The sequence below is a fragment of the Nocardia sp. MH4 genome, assembly GCF_019266065.1.
GTDB classification, from domain to species: Bacteria; Actinomycetota; Actinomycetes; order Mycobacteriales; family Mycobacteriaceae; genus Nocardia; species Nocardia canadensis.
In genome coordinates, this window is record NZ_LPNR01000096.1 from 14198 (window position 1) to 31134 (window position 16937).

Below are 16937 nucleotides of genomic sequence, written 5' to 3' on the forward strand. Positions count from 1 at the left end.
GTGCACACCACCTGTGCACGGCCCGTTCGCTGTCCGTGAGAGCTATCGGCTGACGGTCGGCGGCAGTGCGGGCGCCTCCTCGGGCGCCGGGGTGACGATGGCCAGTTGGTCGGTGACGTAGCTGTCCTGGTCGTCGGTGTCGTCGTCCTCGTCGTCGAACTCGGTGTCCTCGTCGGCGCCCGCCTCCGCGACCCGCTCGAGGTCCTTCTCGACCCGTCGCGTCGTGCCCTGGGCGACCGCGCACAGGATCGGCTCCTCGCCCTCGGTCTCGGCGTAGACGTCGCAGTGGGTGACGGCCTGACGGCGGGTGGCGCCGAGCACGGTGGCGTGCACCCGCAGCCGCTCGCCGAGGGCGGGACGCAGGTAGGTGATGGTGAAGCCGCCGGTCAGCACGTTGGGACCCAGAACGGTGCCCGCGGCGAAGGTGAGCGCGTTGTCGGCCGCGTAGGCCAGCACGCCACCGTGCACGAATCCGAACTGCTGACCGTGCTCGGGCTGGATCTCGATCACCAGTGTGGCCGCACCGTCCCCGAATTCCGTGAGTTCGGTGCCGACGAGTCGGGCGAACGGTTGCGCGGCGAGTACCTGGCGGGCCAGGTCGAGGTCGAGGGTGGTGGCTTCGGTCGGCATCGGGTGTTCCGTTCTTCGAGCTCGGTCGTGACATCGGTTGGCGCGCTACGGATATTGCCATCCTGGGGCGGTGACGAGTACGCCAGTGCCGCACCGCGAGCTGCCCGGTTGCGCCGTTTTGTCGGTACCGTGCGGTAATACTTCACCCGTGCCCCAGTGGCTGCTGCATGTCGATCTCGACCAGTTCCAGGCGGCGGTGGAATTCCGGCGTCGTCCTGAGCTGCGCGGACTGCCGGTCATCGTGGGCGGCGAGGGCGATCCGGCGCAGCCGCGCAAGGTCGTCACCTGCGCGTCCTATCCGGCCAGGGCCTTCGGCGTGCGCGCGGGGATGCCGTTGAAGATGGCGCAGCGCAAGTGCCCGGAGGGCGTGTTCCTGCCGGTCGACATGGCCGCCTACGAGGTGGCCTCCGACGAGATCATGGCGACGCTCGGCCGGGTCGCCGGGGCCGTCGAGGTGTGGGGCATGGACGAGGCGTTCGTGGCCACCGACGGTGACCCGTGGCGGCTGGCCGCCGAGATCCGCCGTGCCGTCACCGAGCTGGGTCTGACCTGCTCGGTCGGCATCGGCGACAACAAGCTCACCGCGAAACTGGCCACCGGTTTCGCCAAGTCGACCGGCAAGACCTCCGCCGAGCCCGAGCACGACCCGGGCGCGGCGGCCGGGGTGTTCGAACTGACCGCGGCGAACTGGGCCGAGCTGATGGGCCACCGCCCCACCGACGCGCTATGGGGCGTCGGGGCCCGGATCGCCAAGCGGATGGCCGAGCTGGACATCGTCACCGTCGCCGATCTGATGGCCGCCGACCGGCAGCGCCTGGCCGCCGAGTTCGGCCCGAACACCGGCCCCTACCTGTGGGTCCTCGGTCACGGCAAGGGCGACACCGAACTCTCGACCACCCCGCGGATACCGGTGGGCCGCAGCAAGTCCGAGACCTTCCCGCACGATCTGACCGACCCGGACGAGATCCGCCGCGAAGTCGCGCGCCTGGCCACCGAGGTCGCCGAGGAGATGATCGAGCACCAGCGCATCAGCACCCGGGTCGCGGTCACGGTCCGCACGAAAACCTTCTACACCCGCAGCAAGCAGCGCAAACTCCCCCAACCGACCGCCGACGTCGCCACCATCGTCGACACCGCCCTGGCCATCATCGACCGCTTCGAACTCGACCGCCCCATCCGCCTCCTCGGCGTCCGCCTCGAACTCCTCCCGCCCGACGCGCCGGGCGGTTGAGCACCTCGGCGGGGTCTGCCGGTGCGCTGGTTCGCCTCGTATGCTCGGACCCATGGATTACTCCGCGATGGTGGCCCGTGAATCCGACGGTGGGATCGTGCTCGCTCGTGAGCAGGTCGGGGAGGATTTCCTCGGCGAGGGCGAGGTGACGATCAAGGTTCATTACTCGAGCGCCAACTACAAGGATCTCCTGGCGATCACGCCGCGCGGCGGCGTGGTGCGCAACTATCCGATCGTGCCCGGCATCGACCTCACCGGTGAGGTGGTCGCGTCCGAGACCGACGACTTCGCCCCCGGCGATCAGGTGATCGCGCACGGCTACGAGCTCGGTGTCTCGCGCAACGGTGGTTTCGCCGAGTACGCGCGGGTGCCCGCCGAATGGGTGGTCCGCCTGGACGGCCTGGACACCAGGGACGCCGCCACGATCGGCACGGCAGGCTTCACCGCGGCGATGAGCGTGCAGGCCCTGCTCGACAACGGTCTCACCCCCGACGACGGCGCGGTCCTGGTCACCGGCGCGACCGGCGGCGTCGGCACCGTCGCCATCGACATCCTCTCCGGCCTCGGCTTCGAGGTCATCGCCTCCACCGGCAAGACCGACGCGAGCGACCTGCTGGCCGAGCTGGGCGCCAACGAGGTCATCGGCCGCCTCCCGCTGGACCCGGACGCCAAGCCGCGCCCGCTCAACAAGGCGGTCTGGGCTTCGGCGGTCGACAGCGTCGGTGGCGCTTCCCTGGCCCACGTCCTGAGCGCCATCGGCTACGGCGGCGCCGTCGCGGCCAGCGGCCTCACCGGCGGCGCCGAACTGCCCGCCACCGTGCTGCCGTTCATCCTGCGCGGTGTCAGCCTGCTCGGCATCGACTCGGTGTTCCTGCCGATCGAGAAGCGTCGTGCGCTGTGGACCGCACTGGGCAAAGAGCTGCGCCCGCAGCACCTCTCGACGATCGAGTCGTTCGCCCCGATCACCGAGGTGGACCGAGTGCTGCGATCGATCAAGGACGGCACCCATTCCGGTCGCACGGTGATCGGGGTGGCGGGCGAGTTCTGAGCGGACCGGAGCACACCGTCGGCTGTCGACGGCGTACCGAGCGTCGCGCAGCCCTACTTCGCCGGGAACGATGGAGGGAACAGCTCCTCGACCGGCCTGCGCAGATAGTCGCGCTCGGAGTACGCCGCGCGCATCCGATCGAACAGCCCTTGCGCGCGGCACGACATCGCGGACAGGTCGATGCCGGGAATCGCGCCGTCCCGCAGGGTGATTCGTCCGGCGACCATCGAGAAGTCCGCCGCCCGCGCGGTGCTGTTCATGCACAGGGTGCGGATCGGATCATCGAGGACACCGTCGCGGGGATCGTCGAGGCGGAAGGCGACCAGGTCGGCGGTCGCCCCGGCCGCGAGTCTGCCCAGGTCGGGGCGTCGTAGGGCGTCCGCGCCGCCGAGCGTGGCCGCCGTCAGATACTCGCCGTAGGTCGCGCCGTCGAGCCGACGGGTGAGCAGTTTGGCGATGGTGACGCCGATGTCGATGCCGCGCACCAGATCCGGTGGGAAGGAGTCGGTGCCCAGCGCGATCCGCACGCCCGCCGCGCGGTAGCGGTCGAAGGTGTCCAGCGCCGAGGCGTGCCTGGCCGAGGTGAGCGGGCAGTGCACGATCGTGGCCCCCGACGCGGCCAGGGTGCCGAGATCGTGGTCGGTGTCCGCGTCGACCTGCGGGTGCGCGTCGAGGTAGATGCCGTGGGGGATCAGCAGATTCGGCCCGAGCAGTCCGGTCCGCGCCAGCACTTCCAGCGGCGGTGCGGCGAAGCGTTCCAGGATGAACTCGCGCTCCACCAATCCTTGGAGCGCGTGCAGGCGGACCAGGGCGCCGCTCGCCGAGGCGAGCTCGGCCGTGCGCCGCATCAGCTCCTCGGTGAGCGTCTCGATCCGGCACGGCAGCAGCGTGCCGTGCACGAGATCGGAGCCGCGCTCCGCGGCCCAGTCGAGAAACCTGGCCGCACCATCGAATCCGGCGCGGCCGAGTTCGTCGTTCCAGTAGACGGACCGCGTGCCGTCCGCGTCCACCACGTTGACCCCACCGCGATACGCGGGGCCGAGGTACACCCGCAGCCCGAGCCGTTGCGCCGCCTCGGCCATCGCGACGGCGTCGTCGAACGTCTCGGCCCAGTCGCTGTGTACTTCCGAGGCGATCGGCATCGCCGTCGTCACTCCGTGCAGCAGCAATTGGACGAAGCTGTATTCGCGGATGAACGCCCGCTCCTCGGCGTCGAAGACCGCCCGCCGTCGATGCGTGGCATAGTCCCGTGACCAGTGCAGGCCCAGACCCAGCTCGCGCGACTGCCACGAATCCAGAATCGTGTGGTCGATATCGGCGAGCGCGTCGAGATCGATGAGGCCGGGCAGCAACAGCGCGTTCCCGAGATCGATCACCTCGTCGGCCGGTTCCGCGCCGCGTGGCCCGACGGCCACGATGCGTGAACCCGCCACCACCACTTCGGCATCGGTGAGCAGCACGTGCCCACCCGCCGAGTCCGCCGCAGCGGCCTCGGTGCGCTCGGCGGAATACGCCAGCACATGCCGTGCGCGAATACTTCGTCGCACGCTCAGCTCCCTTCCCTGCCGAAACGTCCGGGGATCTCGAACCCCTCGATCGCTGTGTCGACCGAAACCACGGCGCCCCGATGGATGACGGTCCGGGCGGCGGGCCGATCCATCACGGCCGCCGTCGGGCTCACCGCGTCGACCAGGAAGAACTCCGCCGGATCACCGACCGCGACACCGGGATGCGGATCGAGCAGGTCGAGCGGACGCAGACTCCGATCGATCACGCTCGCGCCGCCCCAGGTCGCCACGGCCAGTGCGTGCTCCACGTGCTGATCCGACCCGTACCCGTTGACGAACGCGAGTTGCCACGCGCGGTCGAGCATGTCGCCGTTGCCGTAGGGCGACCAGTAGTCCCGCTGACCGTCCATCCCGACCCCGACCCGCACGCCGGCGGCCGCCAGGTCGAGCAGGGGCAGTGCCCAGCCCTGCGCGCCCGCCGCGTGCGTCAGCGCGATATCGAACTCCGCCAGCTGCGCGATTGCCCCCGGCACGCCGGGCAGGCCACTGGCCAGACACCGCGCGTGCGAGATGGTCACCCGACCGGTCATCCCGAGTGCCCGCACCCGCTCGATGATCAGCGACAACGTGAACAGCCCGAGCTCGCCCGCCTCGTGCAGATGGATGTCGACCCCGGCCTGATGCCTTTCGGCCAACCCGAATACCGCGTCGAGATGCCGTACCGGATCACGGTCGAGTTCGCACGGGTCCATCCCGCCGACCAGGTCGGCGCCGGCCGAGAGCGCCGCGTCCATCAGATCGACGACACCGGGTTCGAGCAGAATGCCGACCTGCGGGAACGCCACGATCTCCACGTCGCAGACGTCGGTGTAGCGTTCCCGCGCCGCGAGTTCACCCTCGAGCTTCGCGAGCCCGGTGTCGGCGTCCACCTGGGCGTGGCTGCGAATCCTGGTGGCGCCGTTGGCGACCGCGACGGCGAGGGTGAACGAGGCCCGCTCGGTCACCGAGCGCTCGGCCGTGCGCCACTGCGCCCGGTCGTTCATGATCCGGCCCCACCGGCCCGGCTCGCCGGTCTGCGCCCGGAACGGCAGCCCCAGGCGACTGGAATCCAGGTGCAGGTGCACGTCGGACAGGGCGGGCAGGAGCAGCCTGCCCGCGCCGTCGACCCGCTCGGCGGCCGTCCTCGTCGTGCCGGTCGCCGCGACCGCGGCGACCACGCCGTCCTCGATGAGCACGTCCACCGGCTCGGTGCCCCACGGGCGCACATCGCTGAGCAGCAGCGAATCCCCCATGGACTCAGTCCTTTCCGAAGCTCGCCAGGTCGACGGTGATCATCCCGTCCGCCCGGGGCTGCCACCGCAGCGCCGGGTCGACGGCGTAGCTGGCGTCCGGGGTGTAGAGGCCGATCAGCAGCGCCTTCGCGTCGTTGAGGGTGAACAGCTCGCGGTAGACGTCGATCCTGGCCTGCCCGGCGACGGTCCGGGTCTTGGCCACCAGCGCCTGGGTTTCCGGCAGCATCGCGTAGTCGTTCCACTGCCCGCCGAACATCGAGGCGATCGGCGCGTCACCGTCCATGGTGGAGGGGGCGTAGGTGTTGAGGTAGATGCCGGTGGCGGCCTTCTTGCTGTAGATCATCTGCGACAGGCTGCTCTGATCGGTGCCCTGCAACGTGATGGTGATGCCGACCTCGGCGAGGTTGGCCTGGATCGACTGGGCGATCTCCGAACTCAGCGGGATGCGCCCGTTGGTCGCGTACTGGAACGGGATCGGCGTCCCGCGGTAGCCCGCCGCGGCCAGCAACTGCTTGGCCTTGGCGGTATCACGCACCGGCGCCGGGTATTTCGGGTCGAATCCGCCGACGTTCTCGGCGACCAGCTGGTTGTCGACCGTCGCCCGGCCCGCCAGCAGGGTCTTCACGATGCCCTCGCGATCGATCGACAGCGCGATCGCCTCGCGGACCCGCTGGTCGGCCAGCGGACCGGCGGTGGCGTTCATGCCGAGGAAGGTGACACCGTTGGAGACCCGCGACTCGATCCGCACGCTGGATGAACCCTCCACGGCCGCTACCTGATTCGGGGCGACCAGCGCGATGTCGAGGCTGCCGGACTGGACACCGTTGAGCCGGGCGTCGGCGTCGGCCACCGTCTTGAAGGTGACCGCCTCCATCGTGGCCTTCTCGCCCCAGTAGTCCGGATTGCGCTTGACCGCGTATTCGACGCCGCGCGTGTAGTGATCGAAGACGAACGGCCCGGACCCGACCGGCGCGGCGGCGAATCCCGCGGACCCCAGCTTCGTGTACACCGACTCGGGCACGATCGAGACGCCGGTGGTGATCGTCGGCCACGCGGAGAACGGGGCGTTGAGGCTGAACACCACGGTGTTGCCGGGTCCGACGGCGGCGGAGGTGAACATCTCCATGTAGGTGGCCGGGTCGCCGGTCGGCGTCGCCTTGATCTGGTTGTAGGTGAACGCGACATCGGAGGCCTTCAGCGGCTCGCCGTTGTGGAATTTCACACCGTCGCGGATGGTGAAGGTCCACTGGGTGAAGTCGGCGTTGTGCTCCCACTTCGTCGCCAGCTTCGGCCCGATCACGCCTTCGCTGTCGAATCGGGCGAGCTGGTCGAAGGTCGCGAAGTAGTAGTTGTAGCCGGCCAGCGACCCGTCACTGATCGGGTCGGGCACGTCGGTCGGCTCGGTGACCGCGCCGACGACCAGCGTTGTCGCCGAAGCGGTGTCGGAACCCGCGGGCGCGCAGGCACTGAGGGTGAAGGTGGCGAAGGCGAGGACGGCGAGCCCTGTCGCCATCCCGCGGGTGATCGGTTTCATCGGTTTCCTTTCGACGGGCGTGCGAGCGGGTGCAGGCAGGCCGCGACATGGTCGGTACGACCCTGTGGTTCGAGTTCCGGTACGCGCGTCGCGCAGTCGGCGGTGGCGAGGGGGCAGCGGGTGCGGAAGGTGCAGCCGCTCGGTGGGTTCGCGGCATCGGGCAGTTCGCCGCGCACCAGCGTCGAGGTGTCGCGGCGGCGTCGATGCGGGTCGGGCACGGGCGCCGAGGCGATCAGGGCCCGCGTGTACGGGTGCGCGGGGCCGGTGAAGACGTCTTCGGTCGCGCCGATCTCGACGAGCTTGCCCAGGTGCATCACCGCGATCCGGTCGGACAGGTGGCGCACCACCGACAGATCGTGGGCGATGAACAGATACGACAGCCCGAGCTGTTCCTGCAGGTCCTGTAACAGATTGATGACCTGGGCCTGCACCGAGGCGTCCAGCGCGGAGACGGGTTCGTCGAGCACCAGCACCTCGGGCCCCGGGGCGAGCGCCCTGGCGATGCCGAGCCGCTGCCGCTGTCCGCCGGAGAACTCGGCGGGCTTGCGCGCCAGCGCGTCGCGGCCCAGTCCCACCTGATCCAGCAGCTCCACCACGCGCTCTCGCCGGTATCCGCCCGCGATGCGCAGCGGCTCGGCGACGATGTCGTGCGCGGTCATGCGCGGATCGAGGGAGGAGTACGGGTCCTGGAACACCAGCTGGACCCGGTTGCGCAGCGCGCGCCGGGCCTGCGGGCGCAGCGTCGCCAGATCGTGGCCGAGGATCCGGATCGAGCCCGCGCTCGGGGTATTGATCCCGAAAAGGGTGCGGACCAGCGTCGACTTGCCGCCGCCGGATTCGCCGACCAGGCCGAAGGTCTCGCCGCGGCGGACCGCGAAGCTCACGCCGTCGAGGGCGCGGAGCCTGCGTGTGCCGAGGAGCCCGCGCCTGCTGGTGAAGCTCACCTCCAGTCGGTCGACCCGGATGACGTCCTCGGGCTCGTCGATCGTCGTCATGCGGAGAGGTCCTGTTCGATCGGCGCGGACTCGATCGCGGGCGGGCAGGCCACCGCGCGCCCGCCGGCCAGCGGGACGAGAACCGGTGTGGTTGTCGAGCATTCGTCGTTCTTCCCGGCGAACTCGCAGCGCGGGGCGAAGCCGCATCCGGGCGGACGTCGCGTCGGTGACGGGGGCGAACCGGGGATGGCGTAGGCCCTGGCGCCGCCCGACTGTCCGAGCAGGCTGCGTTGCAGCCCCCGGGTGTACGGGTGGGTGGCGTCGTCGAAGATCTGCCACACGGTCGCGGTCTCGACGACCCGGCCCGCGTACATGATCGCCACCCGATCGGCGTACTGCGCGACCAAGCCGAGGTCGTGGGTGATCAGGACCATCGCCGCGCCACTGCGGGCGCGGGCCTGCGCCAGCACCTCCATGAGCTGGGCCTGGATGGTGACGTCGAGGGCCGTGGTCGGCTCGTCGGCGATGAGCACCGCCGGATCGTTGGCCATCGCCATGGCGATCACCGCGCGCTGCCGCATGCCACCCGACCACTGGTGCGGGTAGGCGCGGGCCCGCTCGGCAGGCTGGGGAATGCCCACGGCGGCGAGGAGTTCGACGACGCGCTGAGTGCGTGCCCGGGCGTCGAGCCGCTGGTGCACGGCCAGCGCGCGCCCGATCTGGACGCCGACCCGGCGGACCGGGTTGAGCGTGGTCATCGGGTCCTGGAAAACCATGCCGAGCTCGGCGCCGCGGAGCTTGCGCAGGGTCTCGTCGTCCGCACCGACGAGTTCGGCGCCACGGAAACGCACACTGCCCGAGAAGATCTCCAGCGGTGCGGGCAGCAGGCCGAGCACGGCGAGCATCGTCACCGACTTGCCGGAGCCGGATTCGCCGACGAGACAGAGCACTTCACCCTCGGCCAGCCGCAGGCTCACCGAGTCGACGAGCACCACCCGCTCCCCCGCCGCCGTCTCGTAGCCCACGGTGAGATCGGTGATCTCCAACAGCGCGCTCATGCCGCGACCTCCTTCGCGAGTGCGCCGCGCCGGGCCCGCCGCACCCGGCGCAGCCCCTGCCCCTCGTCGGTGAATCGCCTACTGGCCAGCAGGGTTCCGCCGATCACCAGCAGCAGGGCGACGGCGGGCACGATCGTCAGATACGGGGCTTGGCGCAGATATTTCTGCCCGTCGGTGATCATCAATCCCCAGCTCGGGGTGGGCGGTTGCACGCCGAGACCGAGGTAGTCGAACGAGGAGATCATGATCAGCACGTTGCCGAGATCGGCGGTCGCCAGGATCAGCACCGGCGCGGTGACGTGTCCGACGACGTGCTCGCGCATCACCCAGCCCGAGCGCGCACCGAGCAGCTTCGGCGCGATCACGAAATCGCGGCCGGACAGGCCCAGTGCCACCGAGCGCGCCACTCTGGCGTAGCCGACCCAGAAGGTGACGCCGAGGATCGTGGCCATCAGCACGGTGCTCGGTCCGCGAATGGCCGACACGGCCATGATCACCAGTGTCATCGGGACCGCGAGCTGCACGTCCGCGACGCCCATCAGCACGTTGTCGGTGACGCCGCGGAAGTAGCCCGACACCGTGCCGATCGCCATCCCGATCAGCGCGTTGACCGCCACGATCACCAGGACCAGCCCGAGCGTGATCCGCCCGGCCAGCGCCAGCCTGCTCGCCAGGTCACGGCCGAGCGAATCGGTGCCGAGCGGGTAGTGCCCGTCGGTGAACGGCCGGGTGAACGCGGACGCGAGGTGCTGCGCGTACGGGTCGTAGCCGGGAAAGAGCGGGTAGAGCAGTGAGAACAGGACGACGGCCAGGATCATCGCGACGCCGGCGATCGTGGCGTGCTGACGGGGGCGGATCACCGGACCCTCGCTCTCGGGTCGATGACGCCGTAGAGGACGTCGATGCCGAAGTTGACGATCACGAAGATCGTCGCGATCACCACCAGCCCGGACTGAACCACCGGAAAGTCCCGGTTGAACACCGCGTCGAGCATGAGCTGACCCAAACCCGGCCAGGCGAAGACGTTCTCGACGATGACCAGACCACCGAGCAAGGTGCCCAGGGTGATTCCGGAGATGGTGAGCACCGGCAGCAGCGCGTTGGGCAGGACATCGCGCAGCAGCACCGACGACCGGCGCTCGCCGCGCGCGTAGGCGGTGCGCACGTAGTCCTGAGAGCTCTCCGCGACCAGCGAGTTGTCCAGCAGCCGTGAATACACGACGAACTGCGCGGTCGCGATGGTCACCGCGGGCATGACGATCGCGAGCGGATCGGCACCGGCCAGTGACGGTAACCAGCCCAGCGTCACCGAGAACACCAGCACCAGCAGCAGCCCGAACAGGAAGTCCGGCACGGCGAGTCGGGCCGCGCCGAGTCCGAGTGCGACCCCGCGCAGCGACCAGCGGCCACTGAGATGGATGACGAGCACGACGGCGAAGGCCAGCGCGAGCCCGATCGCGAAGCCGGTGACGCCCAGTTGCAGGGAGGCGGGCAGACGCTGCAGGACCAGCGACATCGACGAGGTGCCGGTCTGCTGGTAGGAGTCCCCGAAATCACCCGACAGAATTCCGGTCAGGTAGTCGAGGTACTGGGTCAGCGGCGGCTTGTCGAAGCCGAGTTCGTGGTTGAGTGCCGCGATATCGGCCGCACTGGCGGTCTCGGGCAGCAGCGACGCGGCGGGGCTTCCGGTCAGCCTGCCGAGCAGGAATGCCAGTGAGATGACGGCGAAAACGGTGATCACCGCCTGCGCGAAGCGGCGGAGCAGATAGACGGCCAACTCGCATCCTCTCTGTGGCCGATGGTGAATCGGTATACAGAATTGGAGTTGGGTGTATCCCGCTTGTGTTCCGCACGTTTCGGTCCGGTGAATGATGCGGCTGGTCGAAAAGATATATATTTCGTGGTCAGTGGGTGTTTTCGAACCGCTGTCCGACGGCGTATCCGGCTTCGGTGCACCAGCGAACCCTGCGCGACCAGACGAAACAACGGTCGACCGAAGATATATTCGTAGACTTACTCCGTGGCCCGAGACCAACGTCGCCCGGCGGAAGCCGTCGACGACACCTCCCAGACCCGGCGGATCTACGACGAGCTTCGGCGCAACATCATCACCGGGGTATACCGGGAAGGCGAGAAGTTACCGGAGGCCCGCGTCGCCGCCATGCTCGGCACCTCGCGACTGCCGGTGCGCGAGGCGCTGGCGCTGCTCGAATTCGACGGCATCGTCAGCGCGCTGCCCCGGCGCAGCGCGGTCGTGCGCTCCTGGGATCGCGCGGCGGTGGAGGAACTCTTCGACGTGCGGATCGGGCTGGAACCGCTCGGCGCCCGGCTCGCCGCCGCCCGCATCCGGCAGGGTCACGACAGCGCACCGCTGCGAGCCGCGCTACGAGAAGCGCAGGTGGCCACCGACTCTCGTGATCCGCTGCGGATCGCCGAGACCAACGCGAAGCTGCACGGCGCGATCGTCGAACTGTCCGGCAACAGCCTGCTCACCCAGCTGATGCGCACCATTCTGGCCCGGATGGCGTGGCTGTTCTTCCTCACCGCCGACCGCGACACCGAGGAGCAGCGCGACGAACATCGCCACCTCATCGAGGCGATCTCCTCCGGCGACGAACGCCTCGCCGAGTACGCGATGCTCAGCCACACCGAGGCGGGCCGCACGCCGACGCTGGCCATCGTCACCGCGCTGCGCCACGCCGACCCCGCCTGACAGCGGGGTCGGCGCGGTTCGGTCAGGCCGCGGTGACAGGGACCGGGTCCTCGGCGAACTGGGTGCGGTAGAGCTCGGCGTAGCGGCCGTCGGCATTGAGCAGGTCGGCGTGGGTGCCGCGCTCGACGATGCGGCCCTGCTCGAGCACCACGATCTGATCGGCGGAGCGGATCGTGGACAGCCGGTGGGCGATCACCAGCGCGGTCCGGCCGTGCAGCGCCTCGGTGAGCGCTTCCTGCACCGCCGCCTCGGAGGTGGAGTCCAGCGAGGCGGTGGCCTCGTCGAGGATCACCACGCGGGGCTGCTTGAGCAGCAGGCGCGCGATGGTCAGGCGCTGGCGTTCACCACCGGAGAGGCGGTAGCCGCGCTCGCCGACGACGGTGTCGAGGCCGTCGGTGAGCGAGTCGACCAGCTCGCCGAGCCGGGCCCGGCGCAGCGCGTCCCACAGTTCGTCCTCGGTCGCCTCCGGCCGTGCCAGCAGCAGGTTGGCGCGGATCGTGTCGTGGAACAGGTGACCGTCCTGGGTGACCAGGCCGACCGTGCGCTGGATGGACTCGGTGGTCAGCTCGCGCACATCGGTGCCGTTGAGCCGGACCGCGCCGGAGTCGACGTCGTAGAGGCGCGAAACCAGCTGGGCGATGGTGGATTTGCCCGCGCCGGACGAGCCGACCAGGGCGATCAGCTGGCCGGGCTCGGCCCGCAGCGACACCTCGTGCAGCACCTCCACGCCGCCCCGGGTGTCCAGGGTCGCCACGTCCTCGAGCGAGGCCAGCGAGACCTTGTCGGCCGAGGGGTAGCCGAAGGTCACCGCGTCCAGCTCCACCGCGACCGGACCGTCGGCGACCGGGACCGCGCCGGGCGCGTCCTCGATCAGCGGCCGCAGATCCAGCACCTCGAACACGCGCTCGAAACTCACCAGTGCCGACATGATCTCCAGGCGCGCGCTGGCCAGCGCGGTGAGCGGGGTGTAGAGGCGGGTCAGCAGCAGTGACAGGGCGACGACCGAACCCGCGTCCAGACTGCCCTGCAGGGCGTACCAGCCGCCCAGGCCGTAGACCAGTGCCAGGGCCAGCGCGGAGACCAGGGTGAGCGAGGTGACGAAGGTGGTCTGCAGCATGGCGGTGCGCACGCCGATGTCGCGGACCCGGGTGGCGCGCACCGCGAACTCCGCGGACTCCTGCCGCGGCCTGCCGAACAGCTTCACCAGGGTGGCGCCCGGCGCGGAGAAGCGCTCGGTCATCTGGGTGCTCATGGCGGCGTTGAGCTGCGCGGCCTCGCGCTGCATGGCGGCCAGCCGATTGCCCGCCCGGCGCGCGGGGATCACGAACACCGGCAGCAGCACGAGCGCGAGCAGGGTGATCTGCCAGGAGATGCTGAGCATGACCGCGAGGGTCAGCGCCAGCGTCACCAGGTTGGTGACCACGCCCGACAGAGTGTCGCTGAACGCGCGCTGCGCGCCGATCACATCGCTGTTGAGCCTGCTCACCAGCGCGCCGGTCCTGGTGCGGGTGAAGAACGCGACCGGCATCTTCTGCACGTGATCGAACACGGCGGTGCGCAGGTCCAGGATCAGGCCCTCACCGATCCGGGCGGACAGCCACCGGATGACGATGCCGAGGCCGGCGTCGAGCACCGCCAGGCCCGCGATGGCGAGCGCGAGGATGACGACCGTGCGCGGCGCGGAGCCGCCGACGATGTCGTTGACGACGCGACCGGCCAGCACCGGCGTCGCCACGCCGAGCACCGCGGCGAGCACGCTGAGCAGCAGGAACGCCGAGATCCGCCGCCAGTGCGCCTCGGCGAAACGCAGAATGCGCCGCGCGGTGGACAGGCTGAACGGCCGCTCCTCCTCGGGCGCGTTCATCCGCCGGTACATCTGGCTGTAGGCCACCGATTCGATACTCACTGCCGCACTCCTCTTCGCTCCCCACCCATCGAACTCCTGCCCACCGACACTAAAACCTCAACAAAGGTTGACTGCAAATACATTTCCGGGACCGCCCGTTCCGCCGGCAGCGAACACCGGCGAAATAAGCTGGTCGGGTGGATGGCGACCGGAGTGCGGAGCTACTGGCCGATGCCCTGCGCGGCCGGCTCGACGGCGCGGTCGACGCGTCGGTCCGCCGCCGCGCCGAGTACTCCTCGGACGCCTCCAACTACCGGGTCCGGCCCACGCTGGTGGTGTTCCCGCGCCACGACGCCGATGTCGCCGCGACCGTCACCTTCGCCCGCGAACACGGGCTCTCGCTGACCGCGCGCGGCGCGGGGACCTCGGTGGCGGGCAATGCCGTGGGTCCCGGGATCGTGCTCGATTTCAGCAGGCATCTGCGGGGCGTGCTGGCGGTCGATCCGCAGGCGCGCACGGCCCGGGTGCAGCCGGGCGTCGTGCTGTCGGACCTGCAACGACGGCTGCGGTCCGATGGTCTGCGGTTCGGGCCCGACCCGTCCACCCAGGACCGCTGCACGCTGGGCGGGATGATCGGCAACAACGCCTGCGGGCCGCACGCGCTGGCCTGGGGGCGCACCTCCGATCGGGTGCGGTCGCTGCGCGTCGTCGACGGGACGGGCGCCGAACGGGTGCTCGGGGGCGACCTCGGCGTGGTTCCCGGTCTGGCCGGATTCGCCACCGCCAACCTCGCGGTATTGCGTACCGAGCTGGGCCGATTCGATCGGCAGGCGTCCGGGTACGGGCTGGAACACCTACTGCCGGAGCGTGGTTCGTCGATCGCGAAGGCATTCGTCGGCACCGAGGGCACCTGTGGACTGCTGCTCGAGGCCGAACTCGACCTCACCCCGGTGCCCGCCGCCACTGTGCTGACCGTGCTCGGCTACCCCGATATCGCCACGGCGGCAGACGATGTCGCCGCGGTCACCAGGTGCCGGCCGATCGCGGTGGAGGGCATCGATGCCGGTCTGGTCGACCGGGTCCGCGCGTATCGCGGCACGGTGCCCGCACTGCCGCGCGGGCGCGGATGGCTGTTCGTCGAGACGGCGGGGGCGAGTGCCGACGAGGCGTTCGCGCAGGCCGAGCGGCTGTGCCGGGAGGCGAACGCCGAGGACCATCGCATCGTCACCGATCCCGCTGCCGTGGCGGCACTCTGGCGGATCCGGGCCGACGGAGCCGGATTGGCCGGGCGCACACCGGACGGTCGTCCCGCCTGGCCCGGCTGGGAGGACGCCGCCGTCCCACCCGCTCAGCTGGGTCGCTACTTGCGCGAATTCGCCTCGCTCACCGCGGCGTACGAGGTCGACGGGCTGCTGTACGGCCATATCGGCGACGGTTGCATCCACGTCCGGCTCGATTTCCCGATCGCCGACGCGCCCCGGCGTTTCCGGTCCTTCCTGTTCGACGCCGCCGAACTCGTAGTGCGCCACGGTGGTTCGCTCTCCGGCGAACACGGCGACGGGCGCGCCAGATCCGAACTGCTCGCGGTGATGTACTCCCCCGCCGCGCGTGCCGCCTTCGCCGGGTTCAAGGCGTTGTTCGACCCCGACGACGTGCTCAACCCCGGCGTCCTCGTCGACGCGGCGCCCGTGGATGGCGACCTGCGAGTCGCGGGGCTGCGTCCGCTGCCCTCGGTGGGTGGTTTCGCGCTGGCCGACGATGCCGGCGATCTGTCCACAGCTGTGCACAGGTGTGTAGGAATCGGTAAGTGCCGGGCGGACACTCGCGCCTCGGGCGGCTTCATGTGCCCGTCGTACCTGGCAACCGCCGATGAGAAGGACAGCACTCGAGGCCGCGCCCGCGTCCTCCAAGAGGTCGTCCGCGGCGAACTCGATTGGCGCGCACCGGCGGTCGAGGAATCACTGGATCTGTGCCTGTCCTGCAAGGCCTGTGGATCGGACTGCCCGGCGGGCGTCGACATGGCCACCTACAAATCCGAAACCCTGTACCGCCGCTACCGAGGTCGCCCCCGGCCGCTCGACCACTACGTCCTGGGCCGACTTCCCCGCTGGCTCACTGTCGCCCAACGCTTTCCCCGCCTGGCCAACACTCTCGCCGCCCGCCCCCTGCTCCGCCGAACCGCCATGCGCGCGGTCGGCATCGATCCCCGCCGCCGCGCACCGGTCCTCGCGCCGACGCCGTTCCGCCGGATCTGGCAGGAAATCGGTGGCAACAGCCGCACCGAGCCCGCGGTCGCCGCCCTCGTGCGCTCCCGCCACCACCACCTACTGCCGCACTCGCGCACCGACGACCCCGCCGCCACCACCACGAAAGCGACGTCGACCGGGTCGTCGACGGGGAGCGAGCGCACGGTGCTGCTGTGGGTGGATTCCTTCACCGACACCTTCGATCCGGCGAACGCGATCGCCGCGACGGTGTTGCTCGAAGAACTCGGCTACCGGGTACATATCCCCACGGCTCGGGTCTGCTGTGGATTGACGTGGATAACCACCGGACAGCTCGACGGCGGGCGTGCTCGGCTGCGGGCGACGGTGGAGGCGCTGGCCGACCACGTGGCCGCGGGTGGACTGGTCGTCGGTCTCGAACCGTCGTGTACCGCCGCGCTGCGCGCCGACCTGCCGGAACTACTGGCCGATGATCCGCGGGCGGCGCGGGTCGCGGCTGCCGTTCGGACGCTGGCCGAGCTCCTGGTCGACCAGCCCGGATGGCGGCCGCCGCCCCGTGCGGGGGAACGGGTCGTGGTACAGCCGCATTGTCATCAGCATGCCGTCGGTGGGTTCGCCGCGGAGCGCAGGTTGCTGGCCGCGATGGGCGTCACCGTCGAGGAGCTGGCCGGGTGCTGTGGGCTGGCCGGGAACTTCGGAATGCAGAGAGGCCACTACGAGGTGTCCGTCGCGGTCGCGGAGAGTGCCCTGCTCCCGGCCCTGCGCGCAGCCCCGGACGGCACGACGTTCCTGGCGGACGGCTTCTCCTGCCGGACGCAGGCCGAGCAGTTGGCGAACGTCCGAGGAGTGTCGTTGGCGACGTTCCTCTTGCGCGGCTGAGGTGCGCGGCCGTCTGATGCGTGCGCCGTGTCCGGCGC

General features: G+C 70.1%; 12 protein-coding genes and 1 pseudogene. 4 read left to right on the forward strand and 9 right to left on the reverse strand.

Annotated elements, in window-relative coordinates:
* Positions 1 to 222: 222 nt before the first annotated feature.
* A pseudogene (locus tag ATM97_RS13540) lies at positions 223 to 630 on the reverse strand (PaaI family thioesterase); the annotation flags it as partial.
* 148 nt (positions 631 to 778) lie between these two features.
* Between ATM97_RS13540 and ATM97_RS13545 the strand changes: the two are divergent.
* Both ATM97_RS13545 and ATM97_RS13550 read left to right on the forward strand, forming a co-directional pair.
* Positions 779 to 1861: a DNA polymerase IV gene (locus ATM97_RS13545; RefSeq protein WP_218718362.1), complete on the forward strand. Its 1083-nt coding sequence runs from the start codon at positions 779 to 781 to the stop codon at positions 1859 to 1861.
* Positions 1862 to 1913: 52 nt separating this feature from the next.
* Positions 1914 to 2909: an oxidoreductase gene (locus ATM97_RS13550; protein WP_218718363.1), complete on the forward strand. Its 996-nt coding sequence runs from the start codon at positions 1914 to 1916 to the stop codon at positions 2907 to 2909.
* A 53-nt stretch (positions 2910 to 2962) separates the two neighbouring features.
* Here the strand turns inward: ATM97_RS13550 and ATM97_RS13555 are convergent, their stop codons facing one another.
* The 7 genes from ATM97_RS13555 to ATM97_RS13580 are packed head-to-tail and all read right to left on the reverse strand — an operon-like array spanning position 2963 to position 11013.
* The gene (locus tag ATM97_RS13555) at positions 2963 to 4456 is read right to left on the reverse strand and encodes a chlorohydrolase family protein (RefSeq protein ID WP_308248471.1); all 1494 of its coding nucleotides are present in this window, start codon (positions 4454 to 4456) and stop codon (positions 2963 to 2965) included.
* A gap of 2 nt (positions 4457 to 4458) precedes the next feature.
* The gene (locus ATM97_RS13560; RefSeq protein WP_218718364.1) at positions 4459 to 5709 is read right to left on the reverse strand and encodes an amidohydrolase family protein; all 1251 of its coding nucleotides are present in this window, start codon (positions 5707 to 5709) and stop codon (positions 4459 to 4461) included.
* Positions 5710 to 5713: 4 nt separating this feature from the next.
* Positions 5714 to 7243: an ABC transporter substrate-binding protein gene (locus tag ATM97_RS13565; RefSeq protein ID WP_218718365.1), complete on the reverse strand. Its 1530-nt coding sequence runs from the start codon at positions 7241 to 7243 to the stop codon at positions 5714 to 5716.
* Positions 7240 to 8238, reverse strand: coding sequence for an oligopeptide/dipeptide ABC transporter ATP-binding protein (locus ATM97_RS34890; RefSeq protein WP_308248472.1), 999 nt, complete (start codon positions 8236 to 8238; stop codon positions 7240 to 7242). The genes ATM97_RS13565 and ATM97_RS34890 overlap by 4 nt, the downstream gene beginning before the upstream one ends.
* Positions 8235 to 9236, reverse strand: a complete 1002-nt coding sequence (locus ATM97_RS34895) for an ABC transporter ATP-binding protein (protein ID WP_308248473.1) — start codon at positions 9234 to 9236, stop codon at positions 8235 to 8237. The genes ATM97_RS34890 and ATM97_RS34895 overlap by 4 nt, the downstream gene beginning before the upstream one ends.
* Positions 9233 to 10096, reverse strand: coding sequence for an ABC transporter permease (locus tag ATM97_RS13575; RefSeq protein WP_218718366.1), 864 nt, complete (start codon positions 10094 to 10096; stop codon positions 9233 to 9235). The genes ATM97_RS34895 and ATM97_RS13575 overlap by 4 nt, the downstream gene beginning before the upstream one ends.
* Positions 10093 to 11013, reverse strand: coding sequence for an ABC transporter permease (locus tag ATM97_RS13580; RefSeq protein ID WP_218718367.1), 921 nt, complete (start codon positions 11011 to 11013; stop codon positions 10093 to 10095). The genes ATM97_RS13575 and ATM97_RS13580 overlap by 4 nt, the downstream gene beginning before the upstream one ends.
* 243 nt (positions 11014 to 11256) lie before the next feature.
* On the opposite strand from ATM97_RS13580, the gene ATM97_RS13585 reads away from it, so the two are divergent.
* On the forward strand, positions 11257 to 11949 hold the full coding sequence (locus ATM97_RS13585) for a GntR family transcriptional regulator (RefSeq protein ID WP_218718368.1): 693 nt from the start codon (positions 11257 to 11259) through the stop codon (positions 11947 to 11949).
* A 22-nt stretch (positions 11950 to 11971) separates the two neighbouring features.
* On the opposite strand, the gene ATM97_RS13590 is transcribed toward ATM97_RS13585, so the two are convergent.
* On the reverse strand, positions 11972 to 13855 hold the full coding sequence (locus tag ATM97_RS13590; protein WP_218718369.1) for an ABC transporter ATP-binding protein: 1884 nt from the start codon (positions 13853 to 13855) through the stop codon (positions 11972 to 11974).
* A 137-nt stretch (positions 13856 to 13992) separates the two neighbouring features.
* Here ATM97_RS13590 and ATM97_RS13595 point away from each other — a divergent pair, with 137 nt between their 5' ends.
* On the forward strand, positions 13993 to 16899 hold the full coding sequence (locus tag ATM97_RS13595) for an FAD-binding and (Fe-S)-binding domain-containing protein (RefSeq protein ID WP_218718370.1): 2907 nt from the start codon (positions 13993 to 13995) through the stop codon (positions 16897 to 16899).
* Positions 16900 to 16937 lie beyond the last annotated feature (38 nt).

Bases quoted from the DNA above. Each gene is read 5' to 3' on its own strand.
- ATM97_RS13550 (WP_218718363.1), top strand. From the start codon at position 1,914: ATGGATTACTCCGCGATGGTGGCCCGTGAATCCGACGGTGGGATCGTG.
- ATM97_RS34895 (WP_308248473.1), bottom strand. From the start codon at position 9,236: ATGAGCGCGCTGTTGGAGATCACCGATCTCACCGTGGGCTACGAGACG.
- ATM97_RS13565 (WP_218718365.1), bottom strand. From the start codon at position 7,243: ATGAAACCGATCACCCGCGGGATGGCGACAGGGCTCGCCGTCCTCGCC.
- ATM97_RS13560 (WP_218718364.1), bottom strand. From the start codon at position 5,709: ATGGGGGATTCGCTGCTGCTCAGCGATGTGCGCCCGTGGGGCACCGAG.
- ATM97_RS34890 (WP_308248472.1), bottom strand. From the start codon at position 8,238: ATGACGACGATCGACGAGCCCGAGGACGTCATCCGGGTCGACCGACTG.